Annotated in this window: 21 protein-coding genes and 1 pseudogene; 8 read left to right on the plus strand and 14 right to left on the minus strand. The window is 66.8% G+C overall.

Annotated elements, in window-relative coordinates; all coding sequences use genetic code 11:
* Positions 1–40 precede the first annotated feature (40 nt).
* Entirely contained in the window at positions 41–538 is a 498-nt protein-coding gene (locus EV653_RS15455) for a MarR family winged helix-turn-helix transcriptional regulator (RefSeq protein WP_166679409.1), read from the plus strand.
* A gap of 727 nt (positions 539–1,265) precedes the next feature.
* Here EV653_RS15455 and EV653_RS15460 read toward each other — a convergent pair.
* From EV653_RS15460 to EV653_RS15470, 3 genes are all read right to left on the minus strand, one after another.
* Positions 1,266–1,640, minus strand: coding sequence for a DoxX family protein (locus tag EV653_RS15460; protein ID WP_134103361.1), 375 nt, complete (start codon positions 1,638–1,640; stop codon positions 1,266–1,268).
* A gap of 158 nt (positions 1,641–1,798) precedes the next feature.
* Entirely contained in the window at positions 1,799–2,014 is a 216-nt protein-coding gene (locus EV653_RS15465; RefSeq protein ID WP_134103363.1) for a hypothetical protein, read from the minus strand.
* A gap of 430 nt (positions 2,015–2,444) precedes the next feature.
* Positions 2,445–3,527, minus strand: coding sequence for a GNAT family N-acetyltransferase (locus EV653_RS15470; protein WP_134104297.1), 1,083 nt, complete (start codon positions 3,525–3,527; stop codon positions 2,445–2,447).
* Between the two features lie 52 nt (positions 3,528–3,579).
* Between EV653_RS15470 and EV653_RS15475 the strand changes: the two genes are divergently transcribed.
* Positions 3,580–4,029 (plus strand): MarR family winged helix-turn-helix transcriptional regulator, encoded by a 450-nt coding sequence (locus tag EV653_RS15475; protein WP_134103365.1) that lies wholly within the window; start codon positions 3,580–3,582, stop codon positions 4,027–4,029.
* A gap of 19 nt (positions 4,030–4,048) precedes the next feature.
* Here the strand turns inward: EV653_RS15475 and EV653_RS15480 are convergent.
* From EV653_RS15480 to EV653_RS15495, 4 genes and pseudogenes are all read right to left on the minus strand, one after another.
* A pseudogene (locus EV653_RS15480) lies at positions 4,049–4,302 on the minus strand (IS3 family transposase); the annotation flags it as partial.
* A 272-nt stretch (positions 4,303–4,574) separates the two neighbouring features.
* Positions 4,575–5,267, minus strand: coding sequence for an NAD(P)-dependent oxidoreductase (locus EV653_RS15485; RefSeq protein WP_134103367.1), 693 nt, complete (start codon positions 5,265–5,267; stop codon positions 4,575–4,577).
* A 93-nt stretch (positions 5,268–5,360) separates the two neighbouring features.
* Entirely contained in the window at positions 5,361–5,996 is a 636-nt protein-coding gene (locus EV653_RS15490; protein ID WP_134103369.1) for an NAD(P)-dependent oxidoreductase, read from the minus strand.
* A 918-nt stretch (positions 5,997–6,914) separates the two neighbouring features.
* Positions 6,915–7,808: a sigma-70 family RNA polymerase sigma factor gene (locus tag EV653_RS15495; RefSeq protein ID WP_202871610.1), complete on the minus strand. Its 894-nt coding sequence runs from the start codon at positions 7,806–7,808 to the stop codon at positions 6,915–6,917.
* Between the two features lie 275 nt (positions 7,809–8,083).
* Here EV653_RS15495 and EV653_RS15500 point away from each other — a divergent pair, with 275 nt between their 5' ends.
* Entirely contained in the window at positions 8,084–8,563 is a 480-nt protein-coding gene (locus tag EV653_RS15500) for a hypothetical protein (protein ID WP_134103374.1), read from the plus strand.
* Here EV653_RS15500 and EV653_RS15505 read toward each other — a convergent pair.
* The gene (locus EV653_RS15505; protein ID WP_134103376.1) at positions 8,509–9,585 is read right to left on the minus strand and encodes a haloalkane dehalogenase; all 1,077 of its coding nucleotides are present in this window, start codon (positions 9,583–9,585) and stop codon (positions 8,509–8,511) included. The two genes, EV653_RS15500 and EV653_RS15505, sit on opposite strands and share 55 nt — an antisense overlap.
* Before the next feature lie 798 nt (positions 9,586–10,383).
* Between EV653_RS15505 and EV653_RS42120 the strand changes: the two genes are divergently transcribed.
* Positions 10,384–11,511, plus strand: coding sequence for a tyrosine-type recombinase/integrase (locus EV653_RS42120; RefSeq protein ID WP_134103378.1), 1,128 nt, complete (start codon positions 10,384–10,386; stop codon positions 11,509–11,511).
* Between the two features lie 38 nt (positions 11,512–11,549).
* Here the strand turns inward: EV653_RS42120 and EV653_RS15515 are convergent, their stop codons facing one another.
* Together EV653_RS15515 and EV653_RS15520 are read right to left on the minus strand one after the other, a co-directional pair.
* Positions 11,550–12,761 carry an acyl-CoA dehydrogenase family protein gene (locus EV653_RS15515; protein ID WP_134103380.1) on the minus strand — a complete coding sequence of 404 codons (1,212 nt, stop codon included), beginning with the start codon at positions 12,759–12,761 and terminating at the stop codon, positions 11,550–11,552.
* Positions 12,761–14,074 (minus strand): acyl-CoA dehydrogenase family protein, encoded by a 1,314-nt coding sequence (locus EV653_RS15520; RefSeq protein ID WP_134103386.1) that lies wholly within the window; start codon positions 14,072–14,074, stop codon positions 12,761–12,763. The genes EV653_RS15515 and EV653_RS15520 overlap by 1 nt, the downstream gene beginning before the upstream one ends.
* Positions 14,075–14,150: 76 nt before the next feature.
* On the opposite strand from EV653_RS15520, the gene EV653_RS15525 reads away from it, so the two are divergent.
* From EV653_RS15525 to EV653_RS15540, 4 genes are all read left to right on the plus strand, one after another.
* The gene (locus EV653_RS15525; protein WP_134103388.1) at positions 14,151–15,134 is read left to right on the plus strand and encodes a LacI family DNA-binding transcriptional regulator; all 984 of its coding nucleotides are present in this window, start codon (positions 14,151–14,153) and stop codon (positions 15,132–15,134) included.
* Between the two features lie 61 nt (positions 15,135–15,195).
* Positions 15,196–16,203: an alcohol dehydrogenase catalytic domain-containing protein gene (locus EV653_RS15530; protein ID WP_134103390.1), complete on the plus strand. Its 1,008-nt coding sequence runs from the start codon at positions 15,196–15,198 to the stop codon at positions 16,201–16,203.
* A complete protein-coding gene (locus EV653_RS15535; protein WP_134103391.1) occupies positions 16,200–17,165 on the plus strand; it encodes a Gfo/Idh/MocA family protein in 966 nt (321 codons plus the stop codon). The genes EV653_RS15530 and EV653_RS15535 overlap by 4 nt, the downstream gene beginning before the upstream one ends.
* Positions 17,166–17,184: 19 nt before the next feature.
* Positions 17,185–18,246: a class I SAM-dependent methyltransferase gene (locus tag EV653_RS15540; protein WP_202871611.1), complete on the plus strand. Its 1,062-nt coding sequence runs from the start codon at positions 17,185–17,187 to the stop codon at positions 18,244–18,246.
* Here the strand turns inward: EV653_RS15540 and EV653_RS15545 are convergent.
* From EV653_RS15545 to EV653_RS15560, 4 genes are read right to left on the minus strand one after another with little or no spacing between them, the layout of a single operon-like run.
* Positions 18,236–19,492 (minus strand): RNA polymerase sigma factor, encoded by a 1,257-nt coding sequence (locus tag EV653_RS15545; protein ID WP_238159749.1) that lies wholly within the window; start codon positions 19,490–19,492, stop codon positions 18,236–18,238. The genes EV653_RS15540 and EV653_RS15545 overlap by 11 nt on opposite strands.
* Complete coding sequence (locus EV653_RS15550; RefSeq protein ID WP_134103395.1) at positions 19,468–19,884, minus strand: TIGR03668 family PPOX class F420-dependent oxidoreductase; 417 nt, start codon at positions 19,882–19,884, stop codon at positions 19,468–19,470. The genes EV653_RS15545 and EV653_RS15550 overlap by 25 nt, the downstream gene beginning before the upstream one ends.
* The gene (locus tag EV653_RS15555; RefSeq protein ID WP_134103397.1) at positions 19,881–21,473 is read right to left on the minus strand and encodes a phytoene desaturase family protein; all 1,593 of its coding nucleotides are present in this window, start codon (positions 21,471–21,473) and stop codon (positions 19,881–19,883) included. Before EV653_RS15555 ends, EV653_RS15550 begins: the two co-directional genes overlap by 4 nt.
* Positions 21,474–21,482: 9 nt before the next feature.
* Positions 21,483–22,310, minus strand: a complete 828-nt coding sequence (locus tag EV653_RS15560; protein ID WP_134103398.1) for an HpcH/HpaI aldolase/citrate lyase family protein — start codon at positions 22,308–22,310, stop codon at positions 21,483–21,485.
* Positions 22,311–22,331: the final 21 nt, after the last annotated feature.

The following is a 22,331-nucleotide window of genomic DNA, read 5'->3' on the forward strand; positions in this document are numbered from 1 at the left end:
CTCCCGATCACCCAAACACGAGGCAGGTACGACTCTCATCATGAGCAGGACAACCTCCGGCAAGCGGTCGCGGCTCTCCCTTCTGCTCCGCCTGCTGCACCGCGAATACACCGCCGGTATCGAGGCCTCGCTGATCGAAGCAGGTTTCGATGACATCCGATCCGGAGATGCGAAGGTGTTCCCCTTCGTTCCACCGGAGGGACTGCCGATTCGCGAGCTGGCTATCCGGGCCGGCGTCCGCAAGCAGACCATGGCGCAGTCAGTCACGCACCTCGAACGGGCCGGCTATCTTGACCGGCGTCCGAATCCACTCGACGGACGTTCCCAGTTGGTCGTACTCACCGAAAAGGGCAGGACCGTGCAGCCGATCGCCGCGACTCTGGGCGACAGCATCGAGACCCGCTGGGCTGAGCTGATTGGCGCGGACGAGTTCGACAAACTACACAGTCTCCTGCATGACCTCCTCGACCGGATCAGCGAAACAGACTCCGCCGCCACGGTTCGCCTGACATCCATCAACGACGTCCCGCTGGACTGAACCACGCGACCTGGTCGCCGTCGATGTCGAGCACGATCACGGCAAATTGCGTGACGGGACAGAAGCATCGCGGAGGGCCGCCTTTGACGGTGCAATGCTCAACGCCCAAAGACGGGACGGACCTGCGGGAGGCGTCGCCGATGATCAGCTGAGCGATCTTGTCACCCCCGCGGATGAGGGCCGGCCACCCGGGCCTTGCGCGCCATCGGCCGACATAGCCCCCACCTCCGGCGCAACGAATTTCTCCGTCACCACGTGCTGCACTCGCGGGTCGGCCTCGAAGCGGGGGCGCCTGGCCCTGTGTTCGCGGGTGCGCTGGGCCACCTGCCGAATCGCCGCCGGGTGCGGTCGATCGGCTCCGAGATCTCGGCGTACGCATAGCCGAACAGCGGGCGCAGCACGAACACCGCCCTCACCAACGGGCTGAGCGTTCCAGCGTGACCGGCATCGCCATCGATACCGCCTCGGCACGCTCAACCGGGTCGGCGGGCGTGATGACGGGCCGATCACTCCTCCCGCCGCCGACTGATCGTCGTACGGCCGGCCGGTGCGGCATTCACCGCGATCCGGACCATAGACGCGCGAGGGTTCTCGATCCCGTCGCGCGTTGCGCTACTAACGCGATCGGCGAGTACCGAACCTTCGACCGCCCACAGACACAGGTTTGTCGAGCTGTACGGGGCTTTGCGATGTCATCGCGAATCCAAGCCTCCCGGGTCCGCCGAGATCAGGATGAGACGATGTCCAGCACGAGGGTCGCAACCGCCAGCGGCAGAAAGAAGCAACTGCCGAGGAAGAACGTCTGTGAATAGTCGCTGACGCGCACGTGGGTGTAGGCGGCACAGACGAAGAACAGAACCAGCCCGATCGCGGCTGCGGTGCCGACGATCGGTACTCCGGACAGGCCAAGGACCAGACCGGCTGCGCCGGCCACCTTGGCTGTTCCGATCGGGAACGTGAGCCAGGATTGCGGGATGCCCGTGGCGGCGAGGGCCGGCCGCAGGACCTCCATGATCGGCCGCAGCCGCGTGATGGCCGCGAATCCCGAGAAGGCGTTGGCAGCCACGGTGACAGAAGCGGTGATGACGTACGCGATGGACATGATCCTTCTTTCGCTGGGTTTTCGGCGCTTGTCGTAGCTGCCGTGGGCCGGCGCGGCGGCTCAAGGCAGGTCGTTCGCGAGCTCGTTGGACTGTGGTCGGTGCACCCTGATCGACTCATGGGGTAGCGCCGCCAGTACGTCGCGGGTTCAGGCGTCCGCTATGACCCGAGCTGAGGTTTCTTGCCGGCTTCGACGGTGTGGTCGGCCCATGCGGTGATGCAGGGGTAGGCGGCATCGGCGTTGCGGTGGAGGTTGGTCACGTGGCCGGCGTGCGGGATGAGGACAGCGTCGACTCGACTCCGGGGATAGAAGTGCTGCTCGGCCGCGGCGAGCGTTGCCGCCCACGAGCAATCGGGCTTGCCGGACTCCCACATGCCGATCAGGTCCGCGGCCGGACACCGGCCGAAGGCACCGATGATCGGCAGGATGTGGCGCCAAAGGTATGACGACGTGGGGTTGCCAAGCAGAAGACGATCGGTGTCCCTGCGCCGATCTCTCGGCAGGACATGGTGGATTGCAGAACGGATGTCGGCATGGTGAGCCTCTCGAGCCAACGATATAGACAGGCGCCTGATCAAAGTATCAACTAGACAGGCGCCTGTCAATATAACCTGGGCCGCGAACCAGCAAGGCCACCAGCCGAAGTTCTCCCGATGGATGCCGCGACGCTGGGCGCCCGCACTGCGGGCGGCCCCAGAGACAACGTCAGCCCACGCCGAGGTGGAGGGCTGTGTCCAGAGCGACTACTTGCCGTGCGGGCGCCCGGCCGAGGGACTGGACGCCGATACCCGCCCGAGAGTCGCCCTACCGTGACGGAAACACTGGCGCAGTCGAGTTGAGCTCCGAATTCTGACGCGCTCGCCCCGCCGGAATCGATTTGCGAAGACCCACGGCTCCCGGTGGTGATCCTTCAGCGGTCAGCTGGTATCCGGCGCGCTGGTAAAGGGCCTGGGGGCCGGTGCTGCGCGCGCCGGTGAACAACTGGATTGCGGTCGCATCACCGGGAGCGTGTGCTTCAGCGTGTGCGAGCAGTCGTTGCCCGAGGCCACGATGTCGTTGGTCAGGAGCGACCATCAGCCGGCCGATCAGCCAGTCTTCGCCCCCGCGTTTCCCGCGGACGGAGCCGACCAGCCGCCCGGCCGAGCGAACCACCCAAACGGACCACTCGTGGAGTGCTGCCTCGACCTCGACGGCAGATTCGTGCAGGGCGGGGAGGTCCAGGGTCTGGTTTGCGACCGCCTCGTCGACCCAGCAAGCACGCTGTAGAACGACCAGTTCTGCGACGTCCGCCGAGGTGGCCGGCACGATCTGCTCATCCTCACTGCGCAGCGGTCGCATGACTTCGGCAGCCCGGGCAAGTTGCCCGAGAGCCGATCGGGCGTATTTCGTGCGGGAGTCTTTGCTGATCACTGTGCCGTCCGGCAGGTCGTCGGCAATGCGCAGGTAGATGTCGCCGCCGATCGACAGCATCCGCAGTGACGTTGCCACCCCGCGGGCCATCTGCACGCCACGGGATCCGGCCGAGGTGTTGCCGTAGCCGATGAACAGGCACGGCTTCCACGCCCACTCACGGCTCAGATAGTCGAAGGCGTTCTTCAGGGTGGCAGGCATTGCGAAGTTGTACTCACCCGTGACGAAGACCAGCCCATCGGCGGCCTGGACCCGGCGGCTCCATTCCCGTGTGTGCTCGTAATGGTAGATCCCGGTCGAAGGGTGCTCAGGCTCGTCCAGAAACGGCAGACCGACCTTCGCCAGGTCGGCCACCTCGATCGTGAGGTCCAGCTCGGTCGTGGTCGGCGCGGTGACTTGCAAGAACCAGTCCGCTACGGCGGGGCCTAGCCGACCAGGGCGGGTGCTGGCGATGACCACCAGAATTTTCTTTGACATGTCCAAGACTGTAACTCTCTTCTTTGACATGTCAAAGAAGTAGGATGGCGATGTGTCCGACACCAGATGGTTGACCGCCGATGAGGAACGCGCCTGGCGCGCAGTGCGGCGCCTGCTCACAGCACTGCCGTCCCGGCTGGCGCGAGACCTGAACCTGCTCGGGCTTTCTAGCGCGGACTATGAAGTACTGAGCACGTTGTCAGAGAAGCCCGGCCGTCGTTGGGGGCTCAGGGACTTCGCGGTGAAGATGCAATGGTCCCGCAGCCGCCTTTCGCATCACGTGAGCCGAATGGAGGCGCGCGGGCTGATCGAGCGCGAGCCTGATCCAGACGATGCGCGCGGCTCCATCTATCACCTGACCGATGCCGGTTTCGCGCTCCTCGAGCAGGTCGCACCACAGCACCTCGAGTCGGTCCGCCGCCGATTCGTCGATCACTTGTCGACTGAAGAACTCGCCCTGCTGGAGCGAGTGGCCACCCGGATCGCCGATCTGCCCGACTGACAGACTCAAAGCCGGGCGCAAGTGCTGCTTGACGTCTGCGGCGGTGGTAGGTGCGTTCGATCCAGGTGACGATCGCGAGTTTGTCGCGGGTGGACCGGGTTCGTCGGTCGAGAACGTTCTTCTGCTGGAGGGCGAAGAAGCTTTCCATGGCGGCGTTGTCGCCCGCGGCGCCGACCCGACCTATCGTGCCGACCAGGCCCTGGTGTCCGAGTGCCCGCGCACCAACGTCCTGGACTGAACCAGCGATCCGCGGTCGACATGCAGGACGCAGCCGGCTACGTCCTGCGGCGAGCGACCGCCTTGCCTGGGCGAGCCGGCCGAGCGGGCCCGAGCGCCGCCAGCCAGTAATCGGTCACTCGCCCGCTGGTCATCTCGAGCGCGACTCGACGGGTTGTCGTCGTTCGCCGCAATGAGCGGCCGGGAGGTTCTCGCTCGCCGGATCAGCGGCAGTGTGCGCTCCAAGCGAGAGGCGCGCTCGCGCTTCTTGGGCCTGCTGAGCACCCGCAGCACCGTCCAGGCTGCGCCCTCGATCCTCCGTTGCAGCGCTACTTCTTCCGCGCCTCGCGCCAGATCATGGAGAGGAGGCTCGGGTTGTCCTGCGTTGTGATGACGTGAGCGACCTTGCGGACGAACCGTTGATCCGTCACTTGCTCGAGCATCGCCGCGGCCAGGTCACGGCGCGAGGTCAGCCGCCCGGGTCCGTGCTCCTCGGTGATCGAGAACTTCGTCACGTCGGGCAATTCGAAGAGCCCGGACGGTCGCAGCACTGTCCACTCGGTGTCGCTGAGGCTGAGCAACTCCTCCAACCGCCGCATGTCGTCGTACACCGTCTTGCCCAGAACGCGCATGACGTATGGCTGGAGAACCCGATTGAACAGGAAGCCGCCAGTCGGCTCGGGCTGCCCCGTCACCGCTCCCGAGGTGACGACTACCAACCGCGGTGTACCGAAACGCTTCATCGCGGCAAGTGTGTTATGGCCGCCACGCGAGTAGACCTCCAACTCCTCCTTGCTGAACGGCGTCCCCAGTGCCGACAAGACCGCATCACTGCCATCTACCACGGGATCGACTGCGTCCTGGTTGAGGACGTCGCCACCTTCGACCACGAGTTTCGGGTGCCGCATGGGGAACTCGTCCGGTCGCCTGGTCAACGCCACTACATTGTGTCCGGCCGCCACCGCCTGCTGAGTCAGCAATCGCCCGGTCGGTCCGTTCGCGCCCAGGATCGTGATCCGCATCTGGCATCTCCACATTCATAGAGGGGCCGCTCATCGGCCCACACCGGATATGAGAGATTCGACCCGCAAGATGTGACACCGCCCGCCACGGGGTCAGTTGCTCACGACCACCGATTGGCGAATCGTCTCCGACATGCGCAGGACTGCAAGCATGCAATGCGCAGCATCCGCGCGGGACAACCGCAGACCCGGTCGAGGATCCTCCCCGGTGGCGACCCGGTAGTTCCCGCTCATGGCACCATCGTTGAGCGGCGGCACCCCGACCGCGGTCCAGTCGAGCTCGCTGGCCTTTAGCAAGCTCTCCGTCAGGAGGAGGTCCGCGTAGTGCTGGTGGTGCACGATGTCCCCGATGCCACTCAGCGCCTTCGCTATCAGGCTCCACGAGCCAGGACCCGGCAGAGTAGCGACGCCGGCCACGCTCACGATCACCAACCGGCGAACGGCCGACGCTTCCATCGCCATAACTATTGCAAGGGTGCCTTGAGAGACGATGCCCGCGCCGGCCCTGCCTCTTGGCCCGAGACAGGACAACACCGCATCAGCACCCGACACCGCTTCCGCCAGCAGCGTAGGATCCGCTGAAGCGAGGTCTGCCCGGACAGTCCGGACCCTCCTGGTCAGGAGGCTCGGGTCGCGGACGACGACGGTGACCTCGTGGCCGCCCGTAACGGCTTGCTCCAACAAATGGCGACCAACCCCACCGGTGGCAGCGAAGATGGTGAGTTTCATCCGACCTCCCTTGTGACGCGTACGTTGAGGGTCATGGACCACAACAGTTCGCAGTGACAAAGAGGTCCCGTCGTCGCCGCGCGATTCGTCAAGTCACTCACTGGTTTCTCTTTCGTTGCTCCATGCAATGGCGGAGCCGACTATTCGAACCGATGTTGTCGGTCGTGGATCACGTGGCGGCTGCCTCCTGTCGCTGGCCCGAGTAGTTGCGTCTATGGAGGCTCTCGTCACGCGAAATGTGACATCACGACGTCGCCAAGCCAGGCTGTGGCAGTGTCCGGTTCGCCGTCGAGGCGACAATCGAGGTGTATGGGGTTCACGCAAGAGCCGATTGCTCGAGACACCGAAATTCCCCGGCCTCACCCGTGAGCTCACGCTTGGCGATGCCGGAGCGGATTCGCACGATCCTCAGCAGCTACGCCGGCATCCGCCGCGACGGCGCCGGCTTGAACGCCGCCGCGAACGAGCTCGACGCTCTGGGCACCGGACCGCTCACGACGGTGGCGCGGGCTGTCGTCGCCACGGCGACCACACGACAAGAAAGTGCGGCTGCCACTGGCGTTCCGACCGCCAACTTCTCCCCTCAGCCACACCCTGATCGCCGCGTCGCGAAAGATGCCGCATCAGGTTTGCCGTACCGTTCTTCGCATTGCTTTCCCGCGACCGGACAGTCGGGCCAGATGGACTGCGAAGCGACCGGAGCCGAGGAGGTAGGCCGGCGCCAGCTGCCACCGTGGTCCTTCGAGGACACGGGAAAGGTTGCCGCCAGCACCATCATGAGCAGGATGTGGCGCATGATCGACAGCGCCGATTCCAGGCGATCAGAACCAGTGACGCCCATCCACAGGGTGTCACGGAAGACAACTCCCGGATCCTCATCGCAGTCGCTCCGGTGCGCCCTCCCTACGACCCGTAGGTTCACCTGACGTGAGTCAGCTTGTCAGGGTTCGACACCAGGTAGATTTCGCTGATTTGCTCGCCGTCCGGGGTCAGGTCCAACGAAAGAGCCGCAAATGGCATGTCACCGCGGAAGAACACCGCTGACGGTACGCCGTTTACCTCTCGGTGCCGGATGTCCAGTCCACGGGGGAAGCGGCCGACCCCGGCGGCCAGGGCTCGAGCGACCTTGGTCTGACCGAGGATCGGGTACTGGCCTGCGGCCGGTGCCTTGCCGCCACCGTCGGCCACCAGGATCACATCGGGTGCCAGCAGTTCCAGCAGCGCCTGCACATCACCGCCGGCTGCCGCGGCGAGGAACCGCTCGGTAGCCTGCTGTCTCAGCCGCGGTTCCACCGCATAGCGCGGACGACGGGCCTGGACCTGCTCGCGAGCTCGATGCGCCAACTGACGTATTGAGGCGTGACTGCGACCGAGGATCTCGGCAGTCTCGTGATGGGCATAGCCGAACACCTCATGCAGAACGAAGACAGCACGCTCCAGCGGTGTCAGCGACTCCAGCACCACCAGCATCGCCATCGACACCGACTCGTTCCGCAGCGCGGCGCCGACGGCATCGTCCGCCTCTGCGCCCGAGCCACCGGTCGCCGCATCGACAAGGGGCTCCGGCAGCCACGGTCCGACGTACGTCTCCCGCCGGCGGCGAATTGCTACTTGGCGGGCCAGGGCGCCATTGACCGCGATCCGGGCCAGGTAGGCACGGGGGTGGGCGATCTCCGCACCGGCCACCGACTGGTTACGCGCGTCCCAGGCGAGCCAGGCTTCCTGCAGCACGTCCTCGGTGTCCGAGACGGTTCCCAGGATGCTGTAGACGATGGAAAAGAGCAGTTCCCGATACTCGACGAACGTCGCCATCGCCGTTGTCGACAGATCGTCCGCCGAAGAGTCGTCGCCGCCCGACGTCTGATCCTGCATCCTGAGCTCCTTCCGCCTTCGCTTCCGATCGCATACCTAGAGCTCCACGGTCCGCTCAGTGTGACATCAAGGGCTTATCACTCTGCCCTAGGTCACTACGCGGCACTGGCCCAGGCCTGGAGCCTGACTAGCCTCATATGCCTCTCCGAGATCGCAGCACCGACCGCGCTGGTGGTGCCAGTTCTCGTCGACAACCTTGAATGGGCCGAGGCGAGATGGCGCTCCTCGCGGCGCTCGCCGCCGAGTCGGTCGGCGGGGAGTCGCTTCGTGACGCGATCTCCAAGACCGCACCCGACGCGACATTGGTCGTCCTGGGCGCGACCAGTGGTCAGAGGTCATCCATCGACATCTGCGACTTCATCGGTCTCGAGGATGGCCGGCTGGTCAACTACGTGTCGCACGCCGACCCGTCTCCGATCGGCCTGGATCTGCAACTGCTGGTGGAACTCGCGGCCACGAAAGCGCTGGTGATCGATCCAGGCATGACTGCCGATTGGACTCGCATCGACGAAGTCCCGGCTGGTCTCCCCGACCGCACCCTTTCAGGCAAGGCAGTCTCACGATCCGATGAGCAGTGCATGGAGGGGACAGTCCAGCCCTCCGAGGGCTCGTGCAGACCGTCCCCTTTCCATGGAGGCAACTACCGCGTCCGCTCGATGAAGTCGTTGACTGCGGCGGCAAACTCGCTGGGCTGATCCTCCTGCACAAAGTGTGCGGCGTCCTTGATCACGACATGGGGCTGCCCCTGAGCGCCAGGTATCCGCGCGCTGAGTCCGCTGTGATCGCCGTGGAAGACATGATCCTGGTCGCTGAATACACACAGGAACGGAGTCCGCAGAGTCTCGAGCACGTCCCAGGTCTGACGGATGGCGGGATTCGCCTCGTCGTCGGCGGTGATCGGAATGAGTACGGCGAATCGACGAAATCCGTGCAGGGACGGGTCGTCGGGGAACGGTGCGTCGTACCCTCTCCGCACGGCCGGCCGGAGGCCGGAAGTGGTGAAGTTCTCGATCACCTGGCTTGCTCGGAGTTGCTCCGTCCGTTGCGTGAGCTGCTGCCACTGGGCCAGGTAGGCCCATCCAGGTCCGAGGTCACGGCCACCTTCCGCAAGTCCGAAGTTCGACGCCACGATGCGCCGGAACCTGCTGGGTTCCCGAGCCAGCAGACGCAGACCGAGCATGCCGCCCCAGTCGTGGCAGACCATCGTGACGTCGCGGAGGTCGAGGTACTCGAAGACGGCTTCCGCAAGCCAGTCGACGTGACGCTGGGAGGTGTACGCGAACCGATCGGTGAGCTTGTCCGACTTCCCGAAGCCGACGAGATCCACCGCGACGCAGCGATGCCCCGCCTCCACAAGGAGCGGAACCACGTGCCTGTACAGGTAACTCCACGAGGGGTTGCCGTGCAGAAGCAGAATGGTCTCACCGGAGGCCTTCGCCGGATCGGCCGGCCGCTCGTCGAGGTAGTGCATCCGTACCCTCGCACCGGACGCACCGCCCAGCTTGACGGACGCGAAATGCGTTTCGAACGGATAGTCCGGCAAAGTCGCGAACCGCTCAGGCGGTGTCCGGATGATCCCTCCGCTCGGGTCGACCACCGAGCCGTCGCCCAAGGCAACGGCCGCTTGGTTCGAACCACCGACTGAGCCCAACACTGCTCCGCCGGTGATCGCCGTCGCAGCAGACAGCAGCCACCGCCTCTTGATCGTCTGATCCATGACGCTCTTCTCTCTCTAGGAGCACTTTCAGAGTCCTAGAGCGACGCCGCCCCACAGGTGTGACATCTCCACGGCCGTCCAGCCGCCCGCAGGGGTGGGACCTCGAGATTCAGCCCACTGCAGGGACACCGCCTGAGCGGCGGCGCCCCGGCTCGCTGGACGGTCCGGTCAGCGGAGGACCTGACACCTGAGGAAGGTCAGTTCGTGGCCAATGGCCCGCATATCGAGAAGATGCACGGCAACCTTGTCGCTGGTCGGGCCGAACAGCCGTGCCTCCGTCGCCGAGCACGACCGGGAGGACGCTCAGACGCAGTTCGTCGGCCAGGTCATGGTCCAGGAGCGCACGGATGAGAACTTGCGCGCAACAAGCAGCCGCGGAATCCGTTACCTGCAAGGGATCCAAGCATCATTGAATAACGCTGATCAGTCTCAGCTGGAATCAGCGGTTTCCGGGTGCGTTCCTGGACGGCCCGCGTCCCCTCCAGCACACACCGGCCGATATCACGGCTCGTTCAGGTGACAGGTCCTGGCAATTGTCGGTGGATGTCAAGTCAAAGTCTCCGGCTCTCACACGTTGAGCTCGGTCTGTGTTAGCGGGCCGAGGAGGCGGCGGTGGCGTTTGCGAAGGACAAGTGGACGAGGGCTGTCACGCAACCCGATGGGGAGGTGACGCGGGAGCGGGATGAGAAGCGTTGGGGGAAGGGGAAGCGGTGGTTAGGGGTTTGGATTGATCCGCGGGGGAAGGAGAGGTCGCGTGCGTTTGAGACGAAGACGCAGGCCTTGCGGTACGCGAACGCGATGGAGACGGATCGGGATCGTGGGGACTATCTCGATCCGAATGCCGGGAAGGTGCGGCTGGAGGAGATCTGGCCACGGTGGATGAAGTCGCGGACGGTCGATCCTGCAAGTGAGATTCTGTACGAGTCGAAGTGGCGTCTCCACGTGGAGCCGGTCTTCGGACGGCGCATGGTCAAGAGCATCCTGCCGTCGGAAGTCGCGGTTTGGCTGACGGACATCATCGGTGCCTACGGCCCGTCGACGGCCAGGAGCGCCTTCCTGGTGCTCAACGGGTGTCTGGAACTCGCGGTCGCTGATGAGCTCATCAAGCGCAACCCGGGCCAGTCGAAGATCGTCAAGAAACCGTGTCGACGATTCTCCAAGGTCGTGGCCTGGTCGGACGAGACGATCGACGGCCTCGTCGAGGCGCATCCTGAGCAATACAGGCTCATCCCGACCATCGGATCGGCTGCCGGTCTGCGGCAGGGAGAGCTGTTCGGACTCTCGGCGGACGACTTCGACTTCGATGAGCAGGTCATCATGGTCCGCCGTCAGATCAAGCGGCTCGGCAAGGAATACGTCTTCGCGCTGCCGAAGAACGACAAGGAACGCTTCGTTCCCATGTCGGCTGTTCTGGCGGAGATGGTCAAGGAGCACCTCGAGCGTTTCGGCACGACGACCATCTCACTGCCATGGGAACGCCTCGACGGCGAGATCCAGGACCATGCACTGCTTTTTACGTGGTTAGATGGACGTGAGATCCGCGCTGGTCTGTACAACCTGGTCATCTGGAAGCCTGCGCTCGTGACGGCAGGCGTCATCCCACCGCCCGCGAAGGACAGCAGGAGCCGTGTTCGCTTCAAGAGCGATGGCACGGCGGGGATGCACGCCCTGCGCCACTACTTCGCCAGCATCACTCTGGCGGATGGGGTCAACATAAAGGAGCTCTCCGAATACCTCGGTCACTACGATCCGGGATTCACGCTGCAGATGTACACGCATATGCTGCCCTCGTCCTACGACCGCGCCCGGCAGGCCGTCGATCGGCGGCTCGAGCGACTTGCGCGGCGGCTGACGGACCAGTCACGGACCAGGGCGGCAACCGGCCCGGATCCAGAGGACCTCGACCCAGGGCCGGGGCTGCTCTGAGCTCCGAGCCAGCAGCAGCGAAATCCCCTACAACAAGGCTATTTGAGCTCGGCTGACGTCTTGCCCAGCAAGCGGCGGGCGACGATCAGTTGTTGGATTTGTTGGGTTCCTTCGAAGATGTCGAGGATCTTGCTGTCTCGGGACCATTTTTCGAGGAGTTCGTGTTCGGAGTAGCCGAGGGAGCCGGTTAGTTCTACGCAGCGGAGGGTTATGTCGTTGGCGGTGCGGCCGGCTTTGGCTTTGGCCATGGAGGCTTGGAGGGAGTTGGGTCGGGCGTTGTCGGCCATCCAGGCGGCCTGGAGGGTGAGGAGGTAGGCGGCTTCCCAGTCGGCTTCCATCGCGAGGTACGTCGCGGCGGCCGCGGGCTGGAGATGGACGGCGCGGTCGTAGTCGACGTGTACGCCGGCCTCCGCCAACAGGTCCCGGGTGAGTTCCAGGGATGCGCGGGCGCAGCCGACCGCCATCGCCGCGACCAACGGGCGGGTGTTGTCGAACGTCTGCATGACGCCCGCGAAACCCTGGTCGATGTCGGCGGTGCCGAGCAGGTTCTCGCGCGGTACGCGGCAGTTCTCGAAGCGGATGGTCGCGGTGTCGGAAGCGCGGATGCCGAGTTTGTTCTCCAGGCGTTCGACCGTCATACCGGGCGTGTCCTTCATGACGACAAACGACTTGATCGCGGCCCGGCCGAGCGTCTTGTCGAGCGTCGCCCAGACCACGACGGCATCGCAGCGGCCGCCGGCGGTGACGAAGATCTTCTCGCCGTTCAGGACGTAGTCGTCGCCGTCGAGCCACGCGGTCGTCTGGATGTTCGCGGAGTCGGAGCCGCAGTCCGGTTCGGTGATCGCCATCGCGGCCCACACCCCGTCGAACCGCCGCAGTTGCTCCTCGGATGCAACGGACGCGATGGCCGAGTTGCCGAGTCCCTGGCGCGGCATCGACAGCAGCAGTCCGACGTCACCCCAGCACATCTCCATGATCGACAGCACCGAGGACAGGTTCGACCCGTTGACGACCTCGTCCCCTGACGCCGAATCCGAAGCACTACGCCGTACGCCGGAAGCGCCCGCGCCCGAACCGGTGCCTGAGGCACCTAATCCGTCGACCATCGCGGCGAGCATGTCCAGCTCGACCGGGTACTCGTGCTCGGCCAGGTCGTACCGGCGCGAGTTCGGCCGCAGCATCTCCGCCGCGACCTGATGCGCCTGGTTGACGAAGGCCCGGAACTTGCGCGGAGTCTCGAGGTTGATCATCAGACCAGCACCGCCCCTTCCATCACGCCGATCGCTCGCAGGTCGCGGTACCAGCGCTCCACCGGATGCTCCTTCACGAACCCGTGCCCGCCGAGCAGTTGTACGCCGTCCGTCCCGATCTGCATGCCCTTCTCGGTACACAACCGCCGCGCCAACGCCGCCTCCCGGGCGAACGAAAGCCCTTGTGCGGCACGCGATCCGGCCCGGTACGTCACGAGCTTCATCCCTTCGAGCTCGATCCCGATGTTCGCCACCATGAACGCCACCGACTGGCGATGACTGATCGGCTCGCCGAAGGCTTCCCGCGAGTTCACGTACGGCGTGACGTAGTCGAGCACCGCACGCGCCGTACCGAGGGCCAACGCACACCAGCCAAGCCGCGACAACCGCACGCATTCGGCGTAGTCATCCACGGACCCAAGTGGAACGGCCGGCACATCGGTCAAGATCACCCTGCTCAGTGAGGCCGCCCGCAACCCCATCGACGGTTCCGCCTCGATCACCACGCCCGGGTGATCTGCCTCCACCACGAACAGCCGCGGACCGGCGTCGGTCTGAGCTCCGATCACGAACAACTCCGCCTCGGCGCCCCGCGGTACCAGCGACTTCACGCCGTTCAGCAGCCCGCCCGTGTACCGCGTCCGCAGCACGAACGGATCGAACACCGGCCGCGGCTCCACCAGCGCCAACGCGGCCGCCGGGACGGTCTGACCAGTGAACGCGGGCAGGTACGTCGCCTGTTGCGTCTCGTCGCCCCACAACGAGATCGCCGTACTCACGGCTGACGGCGCCAGACACGCGACCGCCTGCCCCATGTCGCCGTACGCGAGCGCCTCGGCGACCAGTACGCCGGTCATCGCGGACCGCTCGGTGACGATGCCGCCGAGCTGCTCCGGTACCTCGATCAGGCTCAGCCCCAGCTCGGCCGACGACTCCAGAACCTTGGCCTCCGTGGCGCAGCGGGTGTCGGCGGCGGCAGCAGCGGGCCGCAGTACGTCGGAGGCGAACGAGCGGACGACGTCGACCATCATCTGCTGGTCCTCGGTCGGCGTCAGGTCGAACCGCCCGGTCCCCTTGGCGGCAGGCAGCCGCGACGGCTCCGACAGGCCCGTCAGCTTCGTCGCGGCGGAGAACCGCCGGGAGAGAGCTCCCGCCGTCCGGAATCCGGTCTTGGTCGCCTCGAACACCGCCCGCTCGGCCGGCTTCCGCAGCCCGAACCGGTCGATCGCCCGCGACCGGGCCAGCTTGTTGAGCAGGGCCACACCGACCCCGATCGCGTCCCGTCGCCCGCGGGTCTTCTCCTGAAGGCTCATACCGCCAACTGTAAACCGAAGTTACAACCCAGGTCACGCTGGTAGCCTGACGCAACCGGCCGGAAGGAGCGCAGCAGTGGCGGTCAGCATGTCCGACGTGGCCCGCCACGCGGGCGTGTCCCAGCGCACCGTCTCGAACGTGGTCAACAACTACGTCCACGTCTCCCCCGCGACCCGCGCCCGCGTCCAGGCCAGCCTCGACGCCCTCGGCTACCGCCCGAACACCGCGGCCCGCCGCCTGCGCACCGGCCGCACCGGCACCGTCACGCTGGCCGTGCCCACCTTCCGCGAGCGGTACTTCGCCGACCTCGCCGAAGCCGTCATCGCCGCCGCCCGGGATCGCGGTACGACGATCCTCGTCGAGACGACCGGCGGCCGGCACGACCTCGAGGTCGAACTGCTCCGCGGTGGCGGCGACGTGCTCACCGATGGCGTGATCATGAGCGCGGTCTCGCTCAGCCGCACCGACCAACGCAGTACGCACCCGGTCGTCCTGGTCGGCGACCGTGAGCCCGGCAGCGCGATCGACCACGTCGGCATCAAGAACCGCGAGGCTGCGCAGGCGGCGGTTACGCATCTGCTCGACACCGGCCGGCGACGGATCGTCCTGCTCGGCGCGAACCACGGCCCGAGGCGCTCGTACCAACTCCGCCGCCAGGGCTATCAGGCCGCGCTGAAGAAGCACGGCATCGAGCTCGACCCCAAGCTGATCGTCGACTGCGACTGGACCACCGCTGCAGCTGCGGATGCGGTCAGGCGCATCTTCGAAAAGCTCCGCCCTGACGGCATCTTCGCGATGAACGACTCGGCGGCGCTCGGTGCTCTGCGGGCGCTGCAGCGCGGCAAGATCGACGTACCCGGCGACGTGTCGGTCATCGGCTTCGACGACATCGTCGAGTCGAGTCTGTCGACGCCGACGCTCAGCACGATCGCCCCGCTGCTCGACGATATCGCGAGCACGGCACTCGACCTCCTCGATGAGCAGCTCGACGACGATCACGTCCCGCAGCACCGGATGGCCGGCTACGAACTCCGCGTCCGGGAGAGCACCACCCGCTGATCAGGCGTTCCCGGGACAAACCCTTGTGGGCAGGATTTGCTACGTAGTAAATTCCGGCGACATGACGCGCACCGCCCTCGCCCCAAGGTTCACCGGCGCCGGAAAGATCGAGTTCGCGGACCACGAGTACCCCGACCCCGGACCCGGCCAACTCCTCCTCGCCGTCCAGGCCAACGCCCTGTGCGGCACCGACCGGCACCAGTACTACGACGGCTCGTCCGTCGTACCCGGACATGAAGCCGCCGGCACCGTCCTGCAAGCCGGCGAAGGCACCCATACACCTGTCGGCACCCGCGGCGCCGTGTTCCTGATGGACTTCTGCGGCGAGTGCCGCAGCTGCAAGCTGAACGCCACCAACCAGTGCCTGGCCAAGCGCGCCGACATGGGGTTCAGCCACGACGGCGGCTACGGGCCGTACGAGCTGGTGCACGAGTCGAACTTCTTCCCGATCACCGACGACATCGAGATCGGCAACGCGACGATGCTGCTCGACGTGATGGGTACCAGCAGCCACGCGATCGGGCGGGCGTCACTGGTCAGACCAGACGTCGAGAGCGTGTACATCGCAGGCGCCGGCCCGATCGGCCTCGGCCTGACGGTGATGAGCAAGCTCAAGTACGGCGACGACGTACCGGTCTACATCTCCGACTTCTCCCGCTGGCGGCTCGACTTCGCCGAATCGTTCGGCGCGATCCCGTTGCTCGCGGACGATCTGAGCAAGGCCGGCTCTCCGGACATCGCATTCGACTCGTCGGGCAAGGAGTCCGCCCGCCGGGCCGCGCTCGACATCGTCAGCCAGCGCGGCGCACTGATCTGCGTCGGCCACGGCGAATCGCTCACCATCGACGTCTCCCGCGACCTGATCTCGCCGGAACACGCCATCCTCGGCAGCGAGTACTTCCGGTACGACGAGATGCCGGGCAACCTAGCGCTGCTGTCCGAGCACCAGGAGCTGATCTCCCGCGTGATCAGCCATCGCTTCCCGGTTGCGGAGATCGCCGATGCGTTCAGCCTGTTCATGAGCGGCGAGAGCGGGAAAGTCGTTGTCACGCAGGAGGGGGCGTCATGAGGGTCGCGGTCGTGGGCGCCGGTGGGTGGGGCGAGCACCACGCCCGCATCTTCTCGCGACGCCAGGACACTGAGCTCTGCGGCATCTTCGGTCGTACGCCGGACCGCACGCGGGCGCGGGCCGAGAAGTACGGCACCACGCCGTACACCGACCTCGACGAGATGTTGCGCACCGAGCAGCCGGACCTCGTCACGGTCTGCCTGCCGAACGAGGACCACTACGACGTCACGCTGAAGCTGGTGCGGACCGGCGTACCGCTGCTGGTGGAGAAGCCGCTCGTGTTCGACCTCGCCGAGGCCGACAGCCTGCTCGCGGAGGCCGGCGACAACTTCTTCGCGATCAACTTCAACCATCGGTACGCCGAACCCGTGCAGCGCGCGAAGGCGCTCATCGACGCCGGCGAACTCGGCGACCTCGTCTTCGCGACCTGGCGTTTCGGCGGCGAGGCGAACCACGGGAACTCCCCGCACGCCAACCTCATCGAGACCCAGTGCCACGGATTCGACCTGCTCGAGCAACTGGTCGGACCAGTAGCCTCAGTAGCCGCGCAGATGACAGACAAGACGTACGGCGCCTTCAGCACGGTCGCGCTCGCACTCGAGTTCGAGAACCGCGCGGTCGGCACGATGCTCGGCACGTACGACTCGTCGTACGCCTACCCCGACACGCAGCGGATCGAGGTCAACGGCACGGTGGGCCGACTGGTCATACATGACACCGTCCGCGCGCTCACGTTCCAGAAGGCCGACGACCCGGTCGAGCAGCGCTGGCACTCGACGTACTTCGACGACGAGTCCCGCAACTTCGCCGGTACCTTCGACCGCCACGTCGACGCGCTGCTCACCGCACTACGCAAGGGCGAGCAACCACCCGTCCACGCACGCGCCGGCCGCCGGGCCCTGCAGCTCGCGCATGCCGCGATCGAATCCCACGAGAGCGGCCGCCGGGTCCGCACGTCCTGACGTCAGTACGATCCACTCCATGGACCGGACCAACGCACTCGTCGAGCGGATCTTCCGGAACGCCGGAGCCGCACTCGAGCTCTACTCCATCTACCTCGGCGAGCGCCTGGGGCTGTACCGCGCGCTCGCCGACGAAGGCCCCGCGACCTCGACCGAGCTGGCCGAACGCACCGGCACCAACGAGCGCTACATCCGCGAGTGGCTCGAGCACCACGCCGCCAGCGGTCTCATCGACGTCGACAACACCAAGGCGCCACCGACCGAACGGCGCTACACCTTGCCGGCGGAGCACATTCCGGTGCTCGCCGACGAGGACGCCGTCAACTACCACGGCTACAAAGGCGTCGAGCTCGCGCGAGCGGCCCGGATGCTCCCGGATCTTGTGGAGGCATACCGCACCGGAGATGCCCCGCCACACCAACCATGGGAGCCCGAGGGGCGGGCCGAGTTCAACCGCCCGACCTACCTGAACCGGCTGGGCAAGGAATGGCTGCCCGCCATCCCCGAGGTCGACGAACGCCTCCGTGCCGACCCGCCGGCCCGCGTCGCCGACTTCGCCTGCGGCACCGGCTGGTCGTCGATCGCGATGGCCCAGTCCTATCCCCGGATCACCGTCCAGGGCGTGGATCTGGACGAGGACGCCATCGCTGCAGCAACCGGGCACGCCGAAGAAGCCGGGGTGAGCGATCGGGTCACGTTCTCCGTCGCCAACGCATCCGAGACCTTGAGCGGACAGTTCGACCTGGTCACGATCCTCGAAGCGCTCCATGACATGTCGCGACCCGTCGACGCGCTACGCACCGCCCGAAGCATGCTCGCCGACGGTGGTTCGGTCCTGGTCCTCGACGAGCTGGTCGAGGACGAGTTCACCGCACCGGCGTCCGCTCTCGAGCAGTATCACTACGGCTGGAGCCTGATGTCCTGCCTCCCCGATGCGATGGGCGACCCGGACTCGGCCGCGACCGGCGCGGTGATGCGCCCGGATACGCTCCGCCGCTACGCCACCGAGGCCGGGTTCAGCCAGACGCACGTGCTCCCGTTCCACACCGACCTGTTCCGCTTCTACCGACTCATCCCGTGATCGCGTCGGCCTTCGCCTGCAGGTAGCGCTGTTCCGGCAAGCTCGTCGTACGGCGAGCTGCCGCCAGGTAATGTTCGTGCGCTGTGGCGAGGTCGCCGGACCGCTCGTAGAGATGGGCGCGGACGGCGTCGAGGCGGTGGGTCTCGGTGATGTTCTTGTCGTCCTCCAGCGTCGCCAGCAGGTCGAGACCCGCCTGCGGACCCTCGACCTGCGAGAGTGCGATGGCGCGGTTGAGCGTCACCATCGGGTTCGGGGCGAGCTTCTCCAGCACGACGTACAGCGAGAGGATCTGCCGCCAGTCGGTCTTGTCCGCGCTCGGCGCCTCAGCGTGTACGGCGGCGATCGCGGCCTGTAGCTGGTACGGCCCGAGCCCTCCCCGCTGCAGCGTGTGCAGGATCAGGTCGGCGCCCTCGGTGATCTGCGCGCGGTCCCACAGCGACCGGTCCTGCTCGTCGATCGGCACCAGGCTTCCGTCCGCAGTCGTCCGCGCCGCCCGGCGCGAGTCGGTCAGCAACATCAACGCCAGCAGGCCCGCGGTCTCGCCGTCGTCCGGCAGCGCCGTACGCAACATCCGTGTCAGCCGGATCGCCTCCGCGGTCAACTCGACCCGCTGCAGCTCCTCCCCCGAGCTCGCCGTGTAACCCTCGTTGAAGATCAGGTACAGCACCTGTAGTACGACGCGCAGCCGCTCGGCCCACTCCGACTCCGGCGGCATCGCGAACCGGCTGCCCGCCGCCTTGATGCTCTTCTTCGCCCGGCTGATCCGCGGCGCCATCGTTGCCTCCGGCACCATAAAGGCCCGGGCGATCTCCGCCGTCGTCAGACCGCCGACCGCGCGCAACGTCAACGCGACCTGCGACGCCGGCGTGACCGCCGGATGGCAGCACAGGAACAGCAACGTCAACGTGTCATCGGTGTCCGGAGCGTCGTCGACATCGGCGCCCGGGGCAACCAACTCCTCCGGCCCGGCCATCGCGGCCACACTGTCCTCACGCCGCCGCCGAGCGCTCTCGCTCCGGAACGCGTCCGTCAACCGCCGCGTCGCAACGGTGATCAACCACCCACGAGGATTCGCCGGCACCCCGTCCACCGGCCACTGCGTCGCCGCCGCCAGCAAGGCCTCCTGGACAGCGTCCTCACACAGGTCGAACTGCCCGTGCCGCCGCGCCAAGAACCCCAGCACCTGCGGCGCCAACTCGCGCAGCAACCCGTCCACCACGTTCAGTCCTCCCCGCGATACGTCCACCCCGACCACCCCTCAGCACGGATCGCAATCACCGGACCACGCGGCGGATCCGCCTCGTACTGCGGGTACTTGGCCACCAGCAACGCGACCGCCGCCGCGTCGGACGCCACTACCCGCGCGACCCCGTCGACCCGGACCCACCACAGATGCGTCCAGTCCTCCTCGTACTCATCCACAAGTACTGCGACCCGCTCGTTCCCCGCGATGTTCCGCAGCCGCTTCAACGCAGTCGTCGTCTTGGGCTTCTGATCAATCCCGATGAACAACTCGTCCCCATGGACGGCGTACGTCACCGGCACGACATGAGGCCGCAGGTCCGGTCCGACAGTCGCGAGCCGTCCCACCCGCGCAGCCGCCACCCGAGCCCTACAACCAGCCTCGTCGAGTCTCACCGTTGGAGTTGGCGCAGGGCGGCGGTGGGCAGGGTGCGGGTCACGGGGCCCAGGAAGGAGGCGTCGCGGATCGCGGTGCGGGCGGCCAGGTGGCCGCAGGCGCCGTGGACGCCGCCGCCGGGGTGGATGGCGGAGCTGCCGAGGTAGAGGCCGGTGACGAAAGTGCGGGCGCTGCCGAGGCCGATGGTCGGGCGGAAGACGAGTTGCTGGTGCAGCTGCATCGTGCCGCCGCCGAGGGCCCCGAAGCCGAGTGCTGCGTTGCTCGACTCCAGCGCGGACGGTCGCTGCAGGTCGCGGGCGATGACGAGGTCGCCGAAGCCCGGGGCGAACCGCTCGATCGCGCGCTCCATCCGGCCGGCCAGCTTCTCCGCGGCCGCGTCGTCCGCGATCCCGCGCGGCAGGTGCGAGTACGCCCAGACCGCCTCGGAGCCCTCGGGCGACCGGGACGGATCCGACTTCGTGGTCTGTCCGATCAGCAGGAACGGCTGCGCCGGGATCCGCCCGGTGTCGAGATCCGCGGAGACGTGGACCAGATCGTCAGCCGTCCCACCGAGGTGTACGACGCCGGCCGAGCGGGCCTCCATTGCCTTCCACGGAATCGGGCCGCTGAGCCGGAAGTTCAGCTTGACCGTCGGGTAGTCCCACTCGAAGCGGTCATCGAGATCACGTCGCAGCCCCGCCGGAATGAGTGCCTCCGGCAACAATTCGCCGTACAGCGCCGGTGCCGACGTGTCCGCGATGACGGCACGTGCGACCGAGATGGTCTCGCCGGATGCAGTGTGTACGGCGGTCACGCGGCCCGCGGACACGGCGACGCCTGTCACCGGCGTACCCGAGGTCAACAGCGCGCCGGATCGCTCGGCCCGGCGTACCAGAGCAGTGGAGAACGCCGATGATCCGCCGGCGGCGACCGGATACCCGACGTCCTGCGCCAGCATCGAGAGCAGCCAGCCCATCGTGCCGCTGACGCTGCCCGACAACGGCGCGTCCGCGTGCAGTGCGTTCCCGGCCATGATCGCCGGGCCCTGCCGCCCGGTGAACAGCTCCTGCCCCATTCGGTGCATCGGCATCGCCATGAACCGGGCGAACCGCAGCAGCTCCCCCACCGAACCGAGCTTCCGCGCCAGCTTCAGCCCCGGGCCGACCGGCGGCCAGGTGGTGAGCAGCGCGCTCAGCAACGGCTCGCGGATCGAGACGTACTGCTGGTACAGCCGCAGCCAGGCTTCACCATCGCCAGGGTGCTCGGCGCCGAGCGACTTCGCGGTGTCCTCGGGATCCGGGTGGATCGCCGCCGCAGCGCCGTCCTCGTCGAGCAGGTGCACCAGCGGCAGCGGGGCGTTCGCCCATTTCAGGCCGAACTTCTCCAGCTCCAGGGCCCGCATCACCGGGGACGCGACCCCGAGCGGGTAGTTCGAACTGAAACGATCACTGGTCCAGCCGCCCTCCTCGGTCGACCGGACCGCACCGCCGAATGTGTCGGCGGCCTCCAGCAGCAGCACGTCCCAGCCCGCGTCGGCAAGCGTGATCGCGCTCACGAGCCCGTTCGGCCCGGAACCGATCACCACGGCATCAACCCTGCGCGGCAGCATGCTTCGAGACTAACTTGACCGGGACGAGATCTCTCGCATGAGGGTGGTCACCTCGCGGGCGCGCCCGATCATGGCTGGGTCGACCATCCGGCCGTCGGGCAGGACGATAACGCCGCCGTCGGAGACACCCGCCTTCTCAACTGCCTCCAGGAGCGCTTCCGCTTCGGCCAGCTGGACAGCGGTCGGCGTGAAGGCTTCGACGATCGTGGACAGCTGGCGCGGGTGGATCGCCGTACGACCGACGAAGCCGAGCGTCCGCCCCTCCAACGACGTACGCCGAAGCCCGTCGAAGTCGTCCACCCGGGGATACACCGACATCATCGGCGCGCCCAGCCCGGCCGCCCGGGACGCCGACACCAGCCGACTGCGCGACCACGCCAGCCCGGCCGGATCGTCAACGCCGAGCGCGCTGGACAGATCGGCCTCACCCAGCGCGATCGCGATCACCCGCGGATCGGCGGTGGCGATCTCGAACGCACGCTCAACACCCAGCGGCGACTCGATCAGCGCAGTGATCCTTGCCGACGGCACCTTCTCCAGCACGGCCCGCACATCGGCCGCGCTCTCGACCTTCGGCAGCCGGATCCGGGCCGACGGTACGGCGGAGACCGCGGCCAGATCGTCCTCGATCCACGGCGACCCGAACGCGTTCACCCGGATCTCGACCGGCCCGTGCGCGTTCGCCGCGATCCAGGCGATCGCCCAGCCGCGCGCGTCCGCCTTCGCGTCGACCGGTACGGCGTCCTCCAGGTCGAACACCACCAGATCGGGGCCCGCGGCAACAGCTTTCGCGAACCGGTCCGGCCGGTTGGCCGGAACATACAGTGCCGTCAGCACCTTGAACGCCCCCTCCAGGCC

It is taken from the genome of Kribbella pratensis (genome assembly GCF_004365355.1).
Classification (GTDB): Bacteria; Actinomycetota; Actinomycetes; order Propionibacteriales; family Kribbellaceae; genus Kribbella.

What these genes read in the sequence shown, in the direction of transcription:
- EV653_RS15555 (WP_134103397.1), bottom strand. Translation starts at nt 21,473, where the DNA reads ATGCTGCCGCGCAGGGTTGATGCCGTGGTGATCGGTTCCGGGCCGAAC.
- EV653_RS15470 (WP_134104297.1), bottom strand. Translation starts at nt 3,527, where the DNA reads ATGTCAAAGAAAATTCTGGTGGTCATCGCCAGCACCCGCCCTGGTCGG.
- EV653_RS15515 (WP_134103380.1), bottom strand. Translation starts at nt 12,761, where the DNA reads ATGATCAACCTCGAGACTCCGCGCAAGTTCCGGGCCTTCGTCAACCAG.
- EV653_RS15530 (WP_134103390.1), top strand. Translation starts at nt 15,196, where the DNA reads ATGACGCGCACCGCCCTCGCCCCAAGGTTCACCGGCGCCGGAAAGATC.
- EV653_RS15520 (WP_134103386.1), bottom strand. Translation starts at nt 14,074, where the DNA reads ATGAGCCTTCAGGAGAAGACCCGCGGGCGACGGGACGCGATCGGGGTC.
- EV653_RS15490 (WP_134103369.1), bottom strand. Translation starts at nt 5,996, where the DNA reads ATGAAACTCACCATCTTCGCTGCCACCGGTGGGGTTGGTCGCCATTTG.
- EV653_RS15485 (WP_134103367.1), bottom strand. Translation starts at nt 5,267, where the DNA reads ATGCGGATCACGATCCTGGGCGCGAACGGACCGACCGGGCGATTGCTG.
- EV653_RS15500 (WP_134103374.1), top strand. Translation starts at nt 8,084, where the DNA reads ATGGCGCTCCTCGCGGCGCTCGCCGCCGAGTCGGTCGGCGGGGAGTCG.
- EV653_RS15465 (WP_134103363.1), bottom strand. Translation starts at nt 2,014, where the DNA reads ATGTGGGAGTCCGGCAAGCCCGATTGCTCGTGGGCGGCAACGCTCGCC.
- EV653_RS15455 (WP_166679409.1), top strand. Translation starts at nt 41, where the DNA reads ATGAGCAGGACAACCTCCGGCAAGCGGTCGCGGCTCTCCCTTCTGCTC.
- EV653_RS15460 (WP_134103361.1), bottom strand. Translation starts at nt 1,640, where the DNA reads ATGTCCATCGCGTACGTCATCACCGCTTCTGTCACCGTGGCTGCCAAC.
- EV653_RS15495 (WP_202871610.1), bottom strand. Translation starts at nt 7,808, where the DNA reads ATGGCGACGTTCGTCGAGTATCGGGAACTGCTCTTTTCCATCGTCTAC.
- EV653_RS15505 (WP_134103376.1), bottom strand. Translation starts at nt 9,585, where the DNA reads ATGGATCAGACGATCAAGAGGCGGTGGCTGCTGTCTGCTGCGACGGCG.
- EV653_RS42120 (WP_134103378.1), top strand. Translation starts at nt 10,384, where the DNA reads ATGGAGACGGATCGGGATCGTGGGGACTATCTCGATCCGAATGCCGGG.
- EV653_RS15540 (WP_202871611.1), top strand. Translation starts at nt 17,185, where the DNA reads ATGGACCGGACCAACGCACTCGTCGAGCGGATCTTCCGGAACGCCGGA.
- EV653_RS15535 (WP_134103391.1), top strand. Translation starts at nt 16,200, where the DNA reads ATGAGGGTCGCGGTCGTGGGCGCCGGTGGGTGGGGCGAGCACCACGCC.